This window comes from Streptomyces sp. NPDC021225 (genome assembly GCF_044332865.1).
GTDB lineage: Bacteria > Actinomycetota > Actinomycetes > Streptomycetales > Streptomycetaceae > Streptomyces.
The window spans coordinates 169,452-185,064 of sequence record NZ_JBIRPV010000001.1; the positions used below are offsets into that span (position 1 = coordinate 169,452).

Here is a 15,613-nt window from a genome sequence, read left to right on the forward strand (position 1 = left end):
GGGGCGCGGGTGTGTACCCACCCGACATTAGCCAGCTCGCCGATCGGGGGTGCTGTGGGGCGCGGGCCAGGGAGAGCTGACAGACTGTCCATCACCGGATCATCGAGATTGACGGAGGCAGCGCGGTGTCGGAGGCCAGGACCCCTGCGCAGATCGAGGCGGACATCGCCCACAGGCGGCAGCAGCTCGCCGCGACGCTCGACGAGATCGGGGAGCGGGTGCACCCCAAGACCATCGTCGGGGACGCGAAGGCGAAGGCGATGTCGGCCGTGGACCGGACGGCGGGGCGGGCGTATGTCTCCGTGAACCGCGCGGTCAGCGGCGTGCGCGCGCAGTTCGTCTCCGAGGAGGGGGCGCCGCGGCTGGAGCGGATCATTCCGGTGGCGCTCGTGGTGGTGGGGCTCGCCGGGCTGTACGCGATGTCATCGCGGCGTCGCCGTTCGTAGCGCAGCGGGCGGCCGAGGGGCGGCCCGGGGGCGGCCCGGGGGCGGTGGGCGAGGCTTTGCCCGTCCTGTGCCTCCGGTGTGCCGCCGGGCCAGGTACGGTCAGGGGCGTGAGTACGAACACGTCCCATGACAAGCTGCCCATCCGGATGCTGCACGACCGGGTGCTGGTCCGAACCGACATCCCGGAGGGCGAGCGGCGCTCGACCGGCGGCATCGTCATTCCGGCGACCGCGGCGGTCGGCAGGCGGCTGGCCTGGGCCGAGGTGGTCGCGGTCGGGCAGAGCGTACGGACCGTGGAGCCGGGCGACCGGGTGCTCTACGACCCGGAGGACCGGGCCGAGGTCGAGGTCCGCGGCGTCGCGTACGTCCTGATGCGGGAGCGCGATCTGCACGCGGTCGCGGCCGAGCGGCTGGAGGGGTCCGAGGACTCCACGGGGCTGTATCTCTGAAAAGCTGCGAGACATGCGCGGAGGGTGGTGACCTCGGTCACCACCCTCCGTGTTTCCGCCTCAGCCGCCCGCCTCCGGGAGCCCGGGGTCGACCGGATCGGTCGTCGGCGGGTCCGCCGTCCCCGGGAGGCCCGTCGGCGGGGTGTACGTCGGCTGGGTGGTCGGGTTCGCCGGCGGGGTGAGGGTCGGCAGGGACGGGTCCGCGGTCGGGTCGGCCGGGAGTGTGGACGGCGGGGCGCTGGTGACCGGCGGGGTGGTGACGGCCGGATCGGTGGTGGCCGGGGGGAGCGGCAGGGTGTCGGCGTCGGTGCCGCCCTCGGGGCGCAGGTCGAACTCGGCCGGGGTGCGCCCCTGGAGCGCGGCGGCGGTGTACGCGGCCCAGATCTCCGTGGGGTAGCCGCCGCCGTTGATGCGGGCCAGGCCGGTCGCCCCGTACAGCGACTTCTGTGTGCCGGTGGCGGAGTCCTGGCCCATCACGGCCACGACCGTCGCCAGGTCCGGGGTGTATCCCGCGAACCAGGCCGCCTTGTCGTCCTCCGCGGTGCCGGTCTTGCCCGCGGCGGGGTGCCCGGCGGCCTGGGCCGCGGTGGCGGTGCCGCCGTCCACCACGCTCTGGAGGACCGTGGTGGTGGAGTCGGCGGCGGCGCGCGTGATGGCCTTGTCGGTCTTGTGCGACGGGAGTTCGAGCTGCTGGCCATCCTTGGTGATCTTCGAGACCAGGCTGTACGGGGTGTGGACGCCGTGGTTGGCGAGGGTCGCGTACGCCTCGGTCATGTCCAGCACGCTGGCCGTGGCCGGGCCGAGCGCGATGGAGGGGGAGGCGGTCAGATCGGGGGTGTCCTTGGGGACGCCGAGGGCGATGGCGGTCTGCTTGACCTTGGCCGGGCCGACGTCCTGCGCCATCTGGGCGTAGACGGAGTTCACCGAGTTGTCGGTGGCCGTGGTGACGTCGATGTCGCCGTAGTCGACGTCGTCCTCGTTGGCCGGGCTGTAGCCGGTGGGCCCGTCGGGCCCGACGACCTCGCGCTTGTTGGTGCCGTCGTAGATCGTGTAGGGGGTGATCTGCTCCCCGGCCTGCGTGGTGGAGCCGTTCTGGAGCGCGGAGGCGAGCACGAGCGGCTTGAACGTGGATCCGACCTGGTAGTCGGTGCGCGTCGCGTTGTTGACGAACTGCTTGGTGTAGTCGATGCCGCCGTAGAGGGCGACCACCTGGCCGGTCTTCGGGGCGATCGAGGCGCCGCCCGCGCGGACGTACGAGTCGACCTTCCGGGAGTCGCCGAGCTTGCTCATCAGCTTCTCGCGCACCGCCTTGACGAACGCGTTCTGCTTCTTCCGGTCGATGGTGGTGGTGATCCGGTAGCCGCCGCGGGCCAGGGTCTGCTCGTCGATGACGCCGTTCTCGGTGAGGTAGGCCTCGACGGCCTCGACCAGATATCCGCGCTGCCCCGACATGCCCGACTGGGCGGTGACCTTGCCGGGGGCCGGGAAGGTCATCCTGTCGCGGGCGGCCTTGGTCAGCCAGTCCTTCTTGACCATGCCGTCCAGGACGTAGTTCCAGCGGGCCAGCGCCCGGTCCTTGTTCTGCGGGTGGGTGACCACGTCGTAGGCGTTGGGGGCGTTGAGCAGGGTCGCGAGGTACGCGCCCTGGCCGAGGTCCAGGTCCTTGGCGTCCTTGCCGTAGTAGGCCTGGGCGGCGGCCTGGATGCCGTAGGCGTTGCGCCCGAAGTAGCTGGTGTTGAGATAGCCCTCGAGGATGTCGTCCTTGCTCACCTCCCGGTCCAGCTTGATCGAGATGAAGAACTCCTTCACCTTGCGGGAGACGGTCTGCTCCTGGTCCAGGTAGTAGTTCTTCACGTACTGCTGGGTGATGGTGGAGCCGGACTGCTTGCCCTTGCCGGTGGCGGTGTTCCAGGCGGCCCGGAGCATCGCCTCGGGGTTGATCGCCGACTCGGCGTAGAAGTCCCGGTCCTCGGCGGCGAGCACCGCGTGCTGGGTGGCCTTGGGCACCTGGCTGAGCGGTACGTTCTCCCGGTTGATCTTGCCCTCGCGGGCGAGCGGGGTGCCGTCGGAGTAGAGGAAGACATTGCTCTGGGCGATGGCGATGTCCTTGGCCGCGGGGATGTCGACGAGCAGATAGCCGGTGACGAGCCCGCCCGCGACGAGGAACACGATCACCAGGAGGCCGCTGACCACCATCCGCCAGGTGGGGAGCGCCCGGCGCCAGCCGGTGCGCTTGGGACGGCCCTTTCTGCCCTTGGTCCGCGCGGACCTGGGGTCGCCCACGCCATGGGGGCTGGTGATGTCCGGGCCGCCCATGCCGCCGTCGATCAGTTGGGGCTCGTCGCTCATGTCCTTTGAGACTCCTCGGCCGCCGTCGAGGGTTGCGCCGCGGCGGAATCGTGCACGGTCGGGCGATTGGCCTGGTACGCCCCGTAAAACACTGTCGCATCATCCGTTCCGGACCGGGGCCGTGGCTAACACCTGTGACGGCTCTGTGACCGGCGGAATGGATGATGTTGCGCCCGCCATCCGGGTGGTGTTCCGTGCTCCGACCGGGTGAATAATGCCTGGCTCTCTCCCCGGCCGCGCGGCTAGGCTCCTGGGCTTTGGTGTCAAGCGGGAATGGGCGGGAAGGGGAGAGCGGCCCTATGCGGCTGTACGCGGCCGTCGCGGTGACCGGCTTCCGGCGCTATGCGACCTATCGGGTCGCCACCGCGGCCGGGGTTTTCACCAATACGGTCTTCGGTTTCATCGTCGCCTACACCTATACGGCCCTGTGGGACCAGCGGCCGCACCTGGGCGGCTATGACCTCTCCCAGGCGCTGACGTTCGTCTGGCTGGGCCAGGCGCTGCTGGCGACCGTGGCGCTGATGGGCGGGGGCTTCCAGGACGAGCTCCAGGAGCGGATCCGCTCCGGCGACATCGCCGTCGATCTCTACCGGCCGGTGGATCTCCAGCTGTGGTGGCTGGCCGGGGATCTCGGCCGGGCCGCGTTCCAGCTGCTGGGGCGCGGGATCCTGCCCATGGTGTTCGGCTCGCTGTTCTTCGAGCTGACCCTGCCCGGCTCGGCGCTGACCTGGGCCTGGTTCCTGCTGTCGGTCGCCCTCGCGGTCTGCGTCGGCTTCGCGATGCACTATCTGGTCGCGCTCACCGCCTTCTGGCTGCTCGACATCACGGGGATCTCGATGATGAGCGGACTGCTGTGTCTGTTCTTCTCCGGGATGATCCTTCCGCTGAACGTCTTCCCCGGGCAGCTGGGCGAGGCGGCCCGGGCGCTGCCGTGGGCGGCGATGCTCCAGGTGCCCGCGGATGTCTTTCTGGAGGAGCACCGCGGGGCCGGGCTCGTGCGGGCGTTCGCCTTCCAGGCGGGGTGGGCGGTGGTGCTGTTCGCGGCGGGGCGGGCGCTTCAGTCGGTCGCCACCCGGAAGGTGGTGGTCCAGGGTGGCTGAGTCGCTTGGTTCCCCGGAGCCCCTTCGCTCCCCGGAGACCCTTCGTTCCCGCGAGTCCCGCGAGACCCTTCGTTCCCGCGCTTACTACGGGCTGCGCGCCTATCTGCTGATCATCGGGATGTGGGTGCGCTCCACGATGGCGTACCGCACCTCGTTCCTGATCATGACGCTCGGGAACTTCCTGGCGACCGGGCTCGACTTCGTCGTCATCGTGCTGATGTTCTCGCACGTCGGCACGCTGGGCGGCTTCACCCTGCCCGAGGTGGCCTTCCTCTACGGCACCACCAGCACCGCCTTCGGCCTCACGGATCTGACCCTGGGCAGCATGGACCGGATCGGCCGCCGGGTCCGCGACGGGACGATGGACACCCTGCTGGTGCGGCCGGTGCCGATCCTCGCGCAGGCCGCCGCCGACCGTTTCGCGCTGCGCAGGCTGGGCCGGATCACCCAGGGGCTGCTGCTGCTCATCTGGTCGCTGGTCCGGCTGGACATCGACTGGACGGCCGACCGGGTGCTGCTGGTGCCGGTGATGCTGCTGAGCGGGGGTGCGATCTTCGGGGCGGTGTTCGTGGCCGGCGGGGCCTTCCAGTTCTGGGCCAACGATGCCTCCGAGGTGCAGAACTCCTTCACCTACGGCGGCAACACGCTGCTCCAGTACCCGCCGACGGTGTTCGCGAAGGACCTGCTGCGCGGCGTCACCTTCGTCATCCCGCTGGCCTTCGTCAACTGGCTGCCCGCGCTCCACATCCTGCGCCGGGAGAACCCGCTGGGCCTGCCCGGCTGGATCGGCTTCGGCGCCCCGCTGGTCGCGCTGGGCTGCTGCGCGCTGGCCGGGCTGGCCTGGCGGGCGGGGCTGCGGTCGTATCGGAGCACGGGCAGCTGACGGGTGAGGGATGAGAAGAGGGAGAGGAGAGTGAGAGGAGCCGGGATGGCCGGGACGAACGATTCCACCGACGATTTCACCGACGACTTCATCGAGCTCGACGGGGTCGAGAAGGTCTTCCAGGTGCGGCGCCGGGCCGGGCTGCTGCGCCGCGAGCGGCGCGAGGTGCGCGCCGTCGACGGCCTCAGCTTCCGGGTGGCGCGCGGGGAGATGGTCGGCTACATCGGGCCCAACGGCGCCGGGAAGTCCACCACGATCAAGATGCTCACCGGGATCCTGGTGCCCAGCGGCGGCCGGCTGCGGGTGGCCGGGATCGACCCCTCGCGCGAGCGGACCCGGCTGGCGCGCCGTATCGGGGTGGTCTTCGGGCAGCGTACGACGCTGTGGTGGGACCTGCCGCTGCGCGACTCGTACGCGCTGGTGCGGCGGATGTACCGGATCCCGGACGCCCGGTACCGCGAGAACCTCGACCGGTGCGTCGAACTCCTCGAACTCGGCGAGCTCCTGGACGTGCCGGTCCGTCAGCTCTCCCTCGGCCAGCGGATGCGCGGCGACATCGCGGCCGCCCTGCTGCACGACCCCGAGGTGCTCTACCTCGACGAGCCGACGATCGGGCTGGATGTGGTCAGCAAGGCGAAGGTGCGGGAGTTTCTGCGCGAGGTGAACGCAGAGCAGGGCACCACCGTGCTGCTGACCACCCATGACCTCACCGATATCGAGCAGTTGTGCCGGCGGGTGATGGTCATCGACCACGGGCGGCTGGTGTACGACGGCGGGCTCGACGGGCTGCACGCGGTGGGCGAGAGCGAGCGGACGCTGGTGGTCGACCTGGAGCGGGAGCTGCCGCCGATCGAGGTGCCCGGTTCGCGGACGGTGAAGGTGGAGGGGCCCCGGCAGTGGCTGGCGTTCCCTGCCGGGAGCAGCGCGGCGCCGATCGTGGCGGCGGTGGCGGAGGGATATCCGCTGGTCGACCTGTCGGTGCGGGAGCCGGACATCGAGGACGTGATCGCCAAGATGCTGTATCCGGCGGGGCGCGGGCCGGGGGTGGGGGAGGGCGGGACGGCGGGCGATTCGGCGGGCGATACGGAGGGGGAGTCGGCGCGGCGGACGGCCGACCCGGTCTGAAGGACCCGGTCCGTTGGACGTGGCCTGTTGGCCCCGCGCCGTTAGTCTGTCGGTATGACGAGCGGTGCATCCTCGGGGGACATGACACCCCAACCTCAGGCCGGGCTGGAGATGCGGGCCTCGGACGCCGAGCGCGAGCGGATCGCCGACGTGCTCCGGGAAGCCGTCGCCGAAGGACGCCTCACCATGGAGGAGTTCGACGAGCGGCTGGACGCGGCGTACCGGGCCCGGACCCACGGGGAGCTCGAACCGCTCGTACGGGACCTCCCGGTGCCCGGCCGCCCTGCCGCCGATCTCGCGCCCGCGGCCGAAGGCGGCTGGGCGGAGCGGATCGGCTCGCCGCCGACCTCCCGGACCGGGATCGCCATCATGAGCGGCTTCCAGCGCAAGGGCGCCTGGACCGTGGCGCGCCGCTTCACTTCCTTCGTCTTCTGGGGCGGCGGGGAGATCGATCTGCGCGAGGCCCGCTTCGAGGACCGCGACACGGTGATCCGCTGCTTCGCGATCATGGGCGGGCTCCAGGTCACGGCACCGCCGGACCTGGATGTGCATGTCAGCGGCGTCGGCATCATGGGCGCCTTCGACCACAGCGGGGCCGGTGACGGCGCACCGGACTCGCCGCGTGTGACCGTCACCGGACTCGCGCTGTTCGGGGGCGTGGCCGTCGAGCGCAAGCTGCGCAAGGAGGAGCGCAAGCGCCTCAAGGAGGAGCGCAAGCGGCTCCGGCTCGAGGGCGGCGAGGACTGAGCGGCGGGGCCTGACCGACACGGTCTAGAGGGCGGCCGCCACGCCGCCCTTCAGGTCCTGCGGGTCCAGCGCCCGCGCCATCGCCCGGTAGCCGTCGTCGCTGGGGTGGAGGTGGTCGCCCGAGTCGTACGACGGGCGCAGCCGCAGCGGGAAGATCGGGTCGCGCAGCGCCTTGTCGAAGTCGACCACGTCGTCGAAGACCCGGCCGGACCGGATCTGCGCGTTGACCTGCTGGCGCACGGCGTCCAGCTGCGGGGTGTAGCCGCGGTGGCCGTAGAAGGGCGCGAGGGTGGCGCCGATGACGCGCAGCCCGCGGGCGTGCGCCTGCTCGGTCAGCCGCCGCAGCCCGGCGACGATCGCGTCCGGGTCCGTCTCGTGCGGGGTGCGCAGTATGTCGTTGACGCCCAGCTCGATCACGACGGCCCTGACGCCCGTACGGGAGAGCACGTCGCGCCGGAAGCGGGACAGGCCGCTGGGGTTGTTCGGCGGGACCTGCGTGCCGTCGGTCAGCACGCGGTTGCCGCTGATCCCCGAGTTGAGCACGCTGTAGCGGGGCGCCCCGGACTCGGTGCGCAGCCGCTCGGCGAGGAAGTCGGTCCAGCGGTGGTTGGCGCCGGCGGTGGAGGTGATGCCGTCGGTGATGGAGTCGCCGAGGACGGCGACGGCGCCCTGCGCCTCCGTGCTCCACACGTCCACGGCCGTCAGATAGCGCCAGTAGGGGCTCTGCTCGGTGTAGGCCACGCCGACGGTGTCCTCCGTACGGTCGCCGCGGGCCAGGTAGGAGGTCTGGCGGGCGTGCGGGTGGTAGGTCACCGAGCCGGACGCGCGCGGGGCGTAGGTGGTCACCAGCAGGTCGGCGTCGGCCGGGATGTCCAGCCGCACCGGGTCGCTGGTGACGGCCTGGCCGGCCGGGATGGTCACCCAGGACTGCTCGCCGAAGGTGAGGCGGCGCATGGTGCCCGCGGTGGCGGTGGGGTTGCTGGGGGCGGCCGCCAGGGCCAGCGAGGCGTGCGTGATCGTCAGCGGGCGGGCGCTGTAGAGGTTGGACAGCTGGATGCGCGCCTGGCTGCCGCCGACACTGGTGTGGACGACGTTCCGTATCGACATGCCGGCGTAGCCCCGCAGCGTGTTCGGCTCGGCCGCCGCGGGGGACGTGGACCAGGTGCCCACCCAGGAGCCGGCCGAGGCCGGGGCGGCGGAGCTGCGGGGGTTGCGGGTGGCGGCGTCGATGTTTCCGTCGCTGTTGCCGACCCCGACGAATATCGCGGTCGAGACGAGGACCACCACAGCCGCCAGCCCAGCGAGCACGGCGTAGGCCGTGTGTCTGGGCATGGGGGGCGCACTCATGGACGGGTGTCTCCTCGGGCAGACGGAGCTTGGGCTCCGAAAGTGGACGGGAACTGCGAGAGAACAGCGACGCCGACGCGGTCCGGTCGGTCCACCATGATCCCATGGCGCGGGACGCGTTCGCCCGTCGGCCTGCCCCTGGCGTACGGGGTCGCTCGCCCACTCAGACGATGGGAACCCCCCGTACGTTCCACTCATAGGCGACTGAAATCAGGCGGCTGAAATCGGGCGGCTGAAATCGGGCGACCGTGATCGGGCGGCTGCGATCGGGCGACTGTGATCGGGATCGGGGCAGAAAGAGACAATGACCGAGGGGACGGCTCGACCGGGTGGAGCGAATGGACCGGATGACGACGGGTGAGGCGGGCCAGCCGCCGCCCGCGGCCGCGAGGGCCGCCTTCTCCTCGGACAGCCCCCTGGACCTGGAGAAGCGCCGTGGCGTGCGCCGCATGAAGACGATCGCCACGGCGCTGCTGCTGGCCGTCGCCGTCGTGTACGCGCTGGCCACCTGGGCGCGGGCGGCGGGGGCGGGCGGCTGGGCCGGGTATGTGGCGGCGGCCGCCGAGGCCGGGATGGTCGGCGCCCTGGCCGACTGGTTCGCGGTGACCGCCCTGTTCCGGCGGCCCATGGGGCTGCCCATCCCGCACACCGCGATCATCCCCACCAAGAAGGACCAGCTGGGGGTGAGCCTCGGCGAGTTCGTCGGCGAGAACTTCCTGTCCGGGGACGTGGTGCGGATGCGGCTGCGGTCCGTCGGCATCAGCAGCCGGCTGGGCACCTGGCTGGCCGAGCCCGCCCACGCCGACCGGGTGACGGCCGAACTGGCGACGGCCCTGCGCGGCGCGCTCACCGTGCTGCGCGACTCCGACGTCCAGGCCGTGGTGGGCGAGGCGATCACCCGGCGCGCCGACGCGCAGGAGATCGCGCCGGGCCTCGGCAAGATGCTGGAGCGGATCGTCGCGGACGGCGGGCACCACCGTGCCGTGGACCTGGTGTGTGTGCGCGCCCACGACTGGCTGGTCGAGCACAACGAGTCGGTGATGGAGGCGGTGGCGGGCGGCGCGCCGGGCTGGACGCCGCGGTTCGTCGACCGGAAGGTCGGCGAGCGGGTCTACAAGGAGCTGCTCCGGTTCGTCACCGAGATGCGCGACATGCCGGCGCATCCGGCGCGCGGAGCGCTGGACCGCTTCCTGAGCGACTTCGCGGGCGACCTCCAGTCCGACACGGACACCCGGGCGCGGGTGGAGCGGCTGAAGACGGAGGTGCTGGGGCGGGGCGAGGTGCAGGACCTGATCGCCTCGGCGTGGGCCTCCGTGCGGGCGATGATCGTCGCGGCGGCGGAGGACGAGCGCAGCGAGCTGCGGCTGCGGGCGCGGGCGGCGATCCTCTCGCTCGGCGCGCGGCTGGCCACCGAGGAGCGGCTGCGGGCGAAGGTCGACGGCTGGTTGGAGGACGCGGCGGTGTACGTGGTCACCACCTACCGCGACGAGATCACCTCGCTGATCACCGAGACGGTGGCGGGGTGGGACGCGGAGCACACCTCCCGGAAGATCGAGGCGCACATCGGGCGGGACCTCCAGTTCATCCGGATCAACGGCACGGTCGTCGGCGCGCTGGCCGGGCTGGCGATCTATACGATCTCGCGGCTGGTCGGGGGGTAGGGGGGCGGATTCGGGCTTCCGCGCGCCTCGCTATGGAGAGTGCGGGCCGCAGGGCCTATCGTGCCCCGACCGGAGGGAGGTCGGCGTGCGACGGCAGCGGTTACCGGTGGTCGTGCGGGGGCGGCGCCCGCGGCGGGCCGTCCTGGCGCGGGTCCTGTGGACCGGGGCGGAACTCACCGTCACCCTCGGTCTTGTCATGCTGCTCTTCGTCGTCCACCAGCTGTGGTGGACCAACCGGCAGGCGCGGGAGGGCGCTCAGCGGGAAGTGGCCGCGCTGGAGCGGCAGTGGCGGAGCGGGGCGGAGGCGGGGGCCGGGGACGGCTCGGCCGAGGACCCCTCCGGCGGCTCCCCGGACGGGGCCTCGCCCGGGGCGGGTGCTCCGGACTCCGGCCGCGGGGCGGCCCGCACCTCCCCGGCGGCCACCGGAAACCGGGCCCCGCGCCCGGACCAGGCGTACGCCGTGCTGCGCATCCCGCGCATCGGGCTGACCGCCCCCGTGGCCGAGGGCATCAGCAGGGCCGGGGTGCTCAACAAGGGGTACGTGGGCCACTACCCGAAGACCGCGCAGCCGGGGCAGGCGGGCAACTTCGCGCTCGCGGGCCACCGCAACACGCATGGCGAGCCGTTCCGCCACCTCGACGAGGTGCGCCCGGGCGACACGGTCCGCGTCGAGGTCGCGGGCGCGCGCTATACGTACGTCGTCGAGCGGACCCTGGCGCGCACCTCGCCCTCCGACGGCACGGTCGTCGCGGCGGTGCCGTACAGCTCGACGCATCCGCGCTACCGCTACACCGAGCCTGGCCACTACATCACGCTGACGACCTGCACCCCGGAGTACACCTCCCGGTACCGGCTGGTGGTCTGGGGCCGGCTGAAGGCGGCCGAGCCCCGCACTGTCGGTGGCGGCGATTAGACTCGTCGAGAGTGAAGTAACCGAAGGGCGGGGGAGGCTGATGGTCCATCGCGTTGAAGTGGCGCGGATGCACCTCGGCGTGCTCCTGTTCCTGCTGACCGGATCGCTCCTCACCCACACCGGCCTGCTCAGCGCCGTCGCCCTCGCTGCGACCGCCGCGCTCGCGGCCGCGCTGCTGACCTGCGCGCTGCTGGCCGCGCGCTGTCTCGCCCCGCTTCCGCCGGGGCGAATACGCACCGCGATACGGGACCGGGAGCGCCGCACCGCGTTCCTGGCCCAGCGGGATCCCGACGCCTCCGGCCGGCCGCGGCCGCGAGCGCCCGGCCGTCGCCTGCCGACGGCCGCGCAGGCGCTCCTCTCCCCGTAGCTTCTCCCCGTAGCTTCATCGCCGGAGCCCACGCGGCTCGTCACGCCGACTCATTCGACTGACGAGACCCTGTGGAGGGCTTCCCCATGTCTGTTTTCGCCGCGCTGGGCACGCTGCTGACCCGGCTCGCCGACTGTCTCGCACCGTTCTTCGGGGCGTCCGCGACGGCCGCCGCGGTCGTCCTGTTCACGCTGTGCGTGCGCGCCGCGCTCCATCCGCTGGCCCGCGCGGCCGCGCGCGGCGAGAAGGCGCGGGCCGCGCTCGCGCCCAAGATGGCCGAGCTGAACCGCCGCCACAAGCGCGATCCGGAGCGGCTGCGGCGCGCCATGGCCGAGCTGTACGAGAAGGAGTCGGTCTCCCCGGTCGCGGGCTGTCTGCCGATGCTCCTTCAGCTGCCCGTCTTCTTCGTGATGTACCACGTGTTCTCCACCGGCAGCGGCGCCGGAGACCTCCTGGACCACACCCTGGCGGGCGCGCCGCTGGGCGGCCGGTGGGGCGGGGACCTGACCGGGCCGCACGGGCCGGTCTACCTCGCGCTGTTCGCGCTGATCGCGGCGGTCGCGACCTGGACGTACCTGCGCGCGCGGAAGGCCGCGGCGGACGCCCGGCCGGTGGGCGCCGGGATGGCGGCGGGTGCGGCCAAGGTGCTGCCCCTGCTGTCGTTCGGCACCCTGGTCACCGCCGCCGTGGTGCCGCTCGCGGCGGGTCTTTACCTGGCCACCAGCACGACCTGGACGGCGGTCGAACGGGCGCTGCTGCACCGCACGGTCCGGGGGAGCGGCGAGCCGGTGAAGGAGCGGTCCCGCAGGTGACGGTCCGCTGGTGACGGTCCAGTAGGTGAACGGAGTCTTGCGGAGCGGACGGCGCTCTTGGAGGATCGACCGGCCAGGACCGCCCCCTCGACTGACGGGAGTCAACAGGATGAAGCTGCTGCGTGTCGGACCCGCTGGGGCCGAACGCCCGGCGGTGCTCGACGAGACGGGCACCCCGCGCGATCTGTCGGGCCTGGTCAATGACATCGACGGGACTCTGCTCGCCGACGGGGCGGCGCTCGCCCGGATCCGCGAGGCCGTCGCGGCCGGGGAACTGCCCGCGCTGGACGCCGGGGACTCCCGGATCGGCCCGCCGCTGGGCCGGATCGGCAAGATCGTGTGCATCGGGCTGAACTACCACGACCACGCCACGGAGACCGGTGCCGCGATCCCCGAGGAGCCCATCCTCTTCATGAAGGCCCCGGACACGGTCGTCGGCCCCGAGGACACGGTCCTGGTGCCGCGTGGCAGCGAGAAGACCGACTGGGAGGTGGAGCTGGCCGTGGTCATCGGGCGCACGGCCCGCTACCTCGAGTCCGACGAGGAGGCCCTCGCCTCGGTCGCGGGCTACGCCATCGCCCATGACGTCTCGGAGCGCGCGTTCCAGATCGAGCGCGGCGGTCAGTGGGACAAGGGCAAGAACTGTGAGACCTTCAACCCCCTCGGCCCCTGGCTGGTCACCGCCGACGAGATCCCCGACCCCCAGGCTCTGGCCCTGCGGCTGTGGGTGAACGGCGAGCTGAAGCAGGACGGCACCACGGCGGACCAGATCTTCCCGGTGGCCCAGGTGGTCCGCTACCTCAGCCAGTTCATGACCCTCTACCCGGGCGACGTCATCAACACCGGCACCCCGGCGGGCGTGGCCCTGGGACAGCCGGACCCCAAGCCGTATCTGCGGGCCGGGGACGTCGTCGAGCTGGAGATCGACGGGCTGGGGCGGCAGCGCCAGGAGTTCAAGGACGCGTGATCCGGACCGCCCGGCCCTCCGCTGCCGAGGTGCGGGCCGCCTCCAGGACGCGGAGGGCGGCCGCGGCCTCGGCGGCGGTGACCGGCGGGGCGGTGCCGTCGCGGAGTGCGGTGGCGACGGCTCGGTAGTACGCGGGGTAGTCGCCCGGGAGGGTCGGCACGGGCAGGCCGCCGCCGGTCAGGGGTGATTCCCCCGCGCCCAGCCGGCCCCAGGCGGCCTCGGGCTCGGCGCCCCAGGGGGTGCCGGTGCCGGGGCGCAGGCCCTCGCGCAGGGCGGTCTCCTGGGGGTCGAGGCCGTACTTCACGTAGCCCGCCTGGCTCCCCAGGACCCGGAAGCGCGGGCCGAGCTGGGCGGTGATCGCGCTCATCCACAGATGGGAGCGGACGCCGCCGGCGTGGGTGAGGGCGATGAAGGTGTCGTCGTCGGTGCGGGCACCGGGGCGGCGCACATCGACCTCGGCGTAGACGGAGGTGACCGGCCCGAAGAGGGTGAGCGCCTGGTCGACGAGGTGGCTGCCCAGGTCGTACAGCAGCCCGCCGACTTCGGCCGGGTCGCCGGACTCGCGCCAGCCGCCCTTGAGCTGGGGGCGCCAGCGCTCGAAGCGGGACTCGAAGCGCTGCACCTCGCCGAGCGCGCCCTCGGCGAGCAGCTTGCGGAGCGTGCGGAAGTCGTTGTCCCAGCGGCGGTTCTGGAAGACGCTCAGCAGCAGGCCGCGGCGCTCGGCGAGCGCGGCCAGGTCCTCGGCCTCGGCGGCGGTGGCGGCGAGCGGCTTGTCGACGACGACCGGCAGCCCGGCCTCCAGGGCGGCGCGGGCGAGGGGGACGTGGGTGCGGTTGGGGGAGGCGATGACGACCAGGTCCAGCTCGCCGGCGCGCGCCCACAGCTCGTCGGCGGAGGCGGCGAGGCGCACCCCGGGGTACTCGTCGGCGGCCTGCCGCTGCCGCTCCGGGCTGGAGGTGACCACGGTGTCGAGGACGAGGCCGTCGGTGGCGGCGATGAGGGGGCCGTGGAAGACGGAGCCCGCCAGACCGAAGCCGATGAGGGCGACGCGTGCGGGGGTGGAGCCAGGGGTGCCGGTGCCGGTGTCAGCCATGGAACCACTTTGACAACAGTGTTGCGGAAGCGCAAGCGCGGGCCACAATGGTGCCGTGAACAGCGCGATGTCCTCGGCGGCCGGGCCCGGAGCCGAACCCGGGCCCGGAGCCAACCCTGGGCCCGGAGCCAACCCTGGGCCGGGAGCCAACCCCGGGCCGGGAGCCAACCCCGGGCCGGGAGCCAATCTGTCCGCCCTGCGCGGGCACAACGCGGCCCTCGTCCTCGGCCTGCTGCGCGACGCGGGCGAGGGCGGGGTCAGCCGGCTCGAGCTGGCCGCGCAGACCGGGCTGACCCCGCAGGCCGTCAGCAAGATCACGGCCCGGCTGCGGGCGGACGGGCTGGCCGCCGAGGCGGGCCGCCGGGCGTCCACCGGCGGCAAGCCGCCCGCGGTCCTGCGGTTGGTCCCGGGCGCGCGGCGGGCGGTCGGGCTGCATCTGGACCGCGATGAGCTGACGGCCGTCCTGGTCGACCTCGCGGGCGCGCCGATCGCCCGGCGCACGGCCCCCTTCGACTTCGGCGCGGGGGCCGCGGAGGCGGTCGCCGTGGCCGCCGACGAGGTCGAGGCGCTGCTCGCCGGGGCCGACGGCGGCCGCGACGGGCTGCTCGGGGTCGGGGTCGCCGCGCCCGGACCGCTCGACCACGGCTCCGGGGTGCTGCGCCGCGTCACCGGCTTCCCCCACTGGGACGGGCTCCCGCTGCGGGACGCGCTCGCCGCGCGGCTCGGCCTGCCCGTCGTCCTCGACAAGGACACCAACGCCGCCGCCCTGGGGCTCACCGTGGGCCGCGCCCGGCAGCGGTCCGCCGCCGGGTCGTTCGCGCCCGGCGCGTTGGCGCCCGAGTCGTTCGCGTATCTGCACCTCGGCACCGGGCTGGGCGCCGGTCTCGTCCTCGGCGGGGCCGTCCACCGAGGGGCCCGCACCGGCGCCGGGGAGTTCGGACACCAGGTGATCCAGCTGGACGGGCCGCCCTGCGGCTGCGGCAACCGCGGCTGCCTGGAGGCGCTGTGCCTGGCCGCGGTCGCGGACGGCGACCCGGCCCGGGCGGCGCGCCTGCTCGGCGTCGGCGCCGCCAACCTCGTACGGCTGCTCGACATCGACCGGGTGCTGCTCGGCGGCCGCGTCGTGCTGGCCGCGCCCGAGCCGTACGCGCGCGGCGTCGCCGAGACGCTCGCCGCGGACGCGGCGCGGGCAGGCGGGCGTACGGTCCCGGTGGAGGTGGTCGGCCGGGGAGGCGGGGCGGTCGTGGAGGGCGCGGCACAGCTGGTGCTGGCGCCATTGTTCGCGGTGGGGTGACCGGCCGATGATCTGAAAGGGGGACGGTGCGATGGGCTGAACGGGGGAATCGCCGACCGC

15 protein-coding genes are annotated in these 15,613 nt (G+C 72.9%); 12 read left to right on the plus strand and 3 right to left on the minus strand.

The window, feature by feature from the left end; translation table 11 throughout:
• The first annotated feature begins 125 nt into the window (after positions 1-125).
• Both ACH4S9_RS00805 and ACH4S9_RS00810 read left to right on the plus strand, forming a co-directional pair.
• Positions 126-446 (plus strand): DUF3618 domain-containing protein, encoded by a 321-nt coding sequence (locus ACH4S9_RS00805; protein ID WP_311727302.1) that lies wholly within the window; start codon positions 126-128, stop codon positions 444-446.
• Positions 447-592: 146 nt separating this feature from the next.
• Positions 593-895, plus strand: coding sequence for a co-chaperone GroES (locus tag ACH4S9_RS00810; protein ID WP_048831771.1), 303 nt, complete (start codon positions 593-595; stop codon positions 893-895).
• 60 nt (positions 896-955) lie between these two features.
• Here the strand turns inward: ACH4S9_RS00810 and ACH4S9_RS00815 are convergent, their stop codons facing one another.
• On the minus strand, positions 956-3,244 hold the full coding sequence (locus ACH4S9_RS00815) for a transglycosylase domain-containing protein (protein ID WP_398368970.1): 2,289 nt from the start codon (positions 3,242-3,244) through the stop codon (positions 956-958).
• Positions 3,245-3,543: 299 nt separating this feature from the next.
• On the opposite strand from ACH4S9_RS00815, the gene ACH4S9_RS00820 reads away from it, so the two are divergent.
• The 4 genes from ACH4S9_RS00820 (at position 3,544) to ACH4S9_RS00835 (ending at position 7,099) form a co-directional block, all read left to right on the plus strand.
• On the plus strand, positions 3,544-4,344 hold the full coding sequence (locus ACH4S9_RS00820; RefSeq protein ID WP_398368972.1) for an ABC transporter permease: 801 nt from the start codon (positions 3,544-3,546) through the stop codon (positions 4,342-4,344).
• 118 nt (positions 4,345-4,462) lie between these two features.
• Positions 4,463-5,227 (plus strand): ABC transporter permease, encoded by a 765-nt coding sequence (locus ACH4S9_RS00825; protein WP_311727469.1) that lies wholly within the window; start codon positions 4,463-4,465, stop codon positions 5,225-5,227.
• Between the two features lie 45 nt (positions 5,228-5,272).
• Positions 5,273-6,352: an ATP-binding cassette domain-containing protein gene (locus ACH4S9_RS00830; RefSeq protein ID WP_398368974.1), complete on the plus strand. Its 1,080-nt coding sequence runs from the start codon at positions 5,273-5,275 to the stop codon at positions 6,350-6,352.
• Positions 6,353-6,433: 81 nt separating this feature from the next.
• Positions 6,434-7,099, plus strand: coding sequence for a DUF1707 domain-containing protein (locus ACH4S9_RS00835; RefSeq protein WP_358844599.1), 666 nt, complete (start codon positions 6,434-6,436; stop codon positions 7,097-7,099).
• 24 nt (positions 7,100-7,123) lie between these two features.
• Here the strand turns inward: ACH4S9_RS00835 and ACH4S9_RS00840 are convergent, their stop codons facing one another.
• Positions 7,124-8,431 (minus strand): GDSL-type esterase/lipase family protein, encoded by a 1,308-nt coding sequence (locus tag ACH4S9_RS00840; RefSeq protein ID WP_361187923.1) that lies wholly within the window; start codon positions 8,429-8,431, stop codon positions 7,124-7,126.
• A 362-nt stretch (positions 8,432-8,793) separates the two neighbouring features.
• On the opposite strand from ACH4S9_RS00840, the gene ACH4S9_RS00845 reads away from it, so the two are divergent.
• The 5 genes from ACH4S9_RS00845 (at position 8,794) to ACH4S9_RS00865 (ending at position 13,166) form a co-directional block, all read left to right on the plus strand.
• The gene (locus tag ACH4S9_RS00845; RefSeq protein WP_311727295.1) at positions 8,794-10,107 is read left to right on the plus strand and encodes a DUF445 domain-containing protein; all 1,314 of its coding nucleotides are present in this window, start codon (positions 8,794-8,796) and stop codon (positions 10,105-10,107) included.
• Positions 10,108-10,192: 85 nt separating this feature from the next.
• Positions 10,193-11,020 carry a class E sortase gene (locus ACH4S9_RS00850; RefSeq protein WP_311727294.1) on the plus strand — a complete coding sequence of 276 codons (828 nt, stop codon included), beginning with the start codon at positions 10,193-10,195 and terminating at the stop codon, positions 11,018-11,020.
• Positions 11,021-11,060: 40 nt separating this feature from the next.
• The gene (locus ACH4S9_RS00855) at positions 11,061-11,387 is read left to right on the plus strand and encodes a DUF6412 domain-containing protein (protein WP_311727293.1); all 327 of its coding nucleotides are present in this window, start codon (positions 11,061-11,063) and stop codon (positions 11,385-11,387) included.
• Positions 11,388-11,473: 86 nt separating this feature from the next.
• Positions 11,474-12,199 (plus strand): YidC/Oxa1 family membrane protein insertase, encoded by a 726-nt coding sequence (locus ACH4S9_RS00860; RefSeq protein ID WP_385340361.1) that lies wholly within the window; start codon positions 11,474-11,476, stop codon positions 12,197-12,199.
• A gap of 109 nt (positions 12,200-12,308) precedes the next feature.
• A complete protein-coding gene (locus tag ACH4S9_RS00865) occupies positions 12,309-13,166 on the plus strand; it encodes a fumarylacetoacetate hydrolase family protein (protein ID WP_358844603.1) in 858 nt (285 codons plus the stop codon).
• On the opposite strand, the gene ACH4S9_RS00870 is transcribed toward ACH4S9_RS00865, so the two are convergent.
• Entirely contained in the window at positions 13,153-14,259 is a 1,107-nt protein-coding gene (locus ACH4S9_RS00870) for a Gfo/Idh/MocA family oxidoreductase (RefSeq protein WP_398368978.1), read from the minus strand. The genes ACH4S9_RS00865 and ACH4S9_RS00870 overlap by 14 nt on opposite strands.
• Positions 14,260-14,326: 67 nt before the next feature.
• On the opposite strand from ACH4S9_RS00870, the gene ACH4S9_RS00875 reads away from it, so the two are divergent.
• Positions 14,327-15,553 carry an ROK family protein gene (locus ACH4S9_RS00875; protein ID WP_398370472.1) on the plus strand — a complete coding sequence of 409 codons (1,227 nt, stop codon included), beginning with the start codon at positions 14,327-14,329 and terminating at the stop codon, positions 15,551-15,553.
• Positions 15,554-15,613 lie beyond the last annotated feature (60 nt).

What these genes read in the sequence shown, in the direction of transcription:
- ACH4S9_RS00830 (WP_398368974.1), top strand. Translation starts at nt 5,273, where the DNA reads ATGGCCGGGACGAACGATTCCACCGACGATTTCACCGACGACTTCATC.
- ACH4S9_RS00875 (WP_398370472.1), top strand. Translation starts at nt 14,327, where the DNA reads ATGTCCTCGGCGGCCGGGCCCGGAGCCGAACCCGGGCCCGGAGCCAAC.
- ACH4S9_RS00835 (WP_358844599.1), top strand. Translation starts at nt 6,434, where the DNA reads ATGACACCCCAACCTCAGGCCGGGCTGGAGATGCGGGCCTCGGACGCC.
- ACH4S9_RS00840 (WP_361187923.1), bottom strand. Translation starts at nt 8,431, where the DNA reads ATGCCCAGACACACGGCCTACGCCGTGCTCGCTGGGCTGGCGGCTGTG.
- ACH4S9_RS00855 (WP_311727293.1), top strand. Translation starts at nt 11,061, where the DNA reads ATGGTCCATCGCGTTGAAGTGGCGCGGATGCACCTCGGCGTGCTCCTG.
- ACH4S9_RS00845 (WP_311727295.1), top strand. Translation starts at nt 8,794, where the DNA reads ATGACGACGGGTGAGGCGGGCCAGCCGCCGCCCGCGGCCGCGAGGGCC.
- ACH4S9_RS00865 (WP_358844603.1), top strand. Translation starts at nt 12,309, where the DNA reads ATGAAGCTGCTGCGTGTCGGACCCGCTGGGGCCGAACGCCCGGCGGTG.
- ACH4S9_RS00825 (WP_311727469.1), top strand. Translation starts at nt 4,463, where the DNA reads ATGTGGGTGCGCTCCACGATGGCGTACCGCACCTCGTTCCTGATCATG.
- ACH4S9_RS00820 (WP_398368972.1), top strand. Translation starts at nt 3,544, where the DNA reads ATGCGGCTGTACGCGGCCGTCGCGGTGACCGGCTTCCGGCGCTATGCG.
- ACH4S9_RS00810 (WP_048831771.1), top strand. Translation starts at nt 593, where the DNA reads ATGCTGCACGACCGGGTGCTGGTCCGAACCGACATCCCGGAGGGCGAG.
- ACH4S9_RS00860 (WP_385340361.1), top strand. Translation starts at nt 11,474, where the DNA reads ATGTCTGTTTTCGCCGCGCTGGGCACGCTGCTGACCCGGCTCGCCGAC.
- ACH4S9_RS00870 (WP_398368978.1), bottom strand. Translation starts at nt 14,259, where the DNA reads ATGGCTGACACCGGCACCGGCACCCCTGGCTCCACCCCCGCACGCGTC.
- ACH4S9_RS00815 (WP_398368970.1), bottom strand. Translation starts at nt 3,244, where the DNA reads ATGAGCGACGAGCCCCAACTGATCGACGGCGGCATGGGCGGCCCGGAC.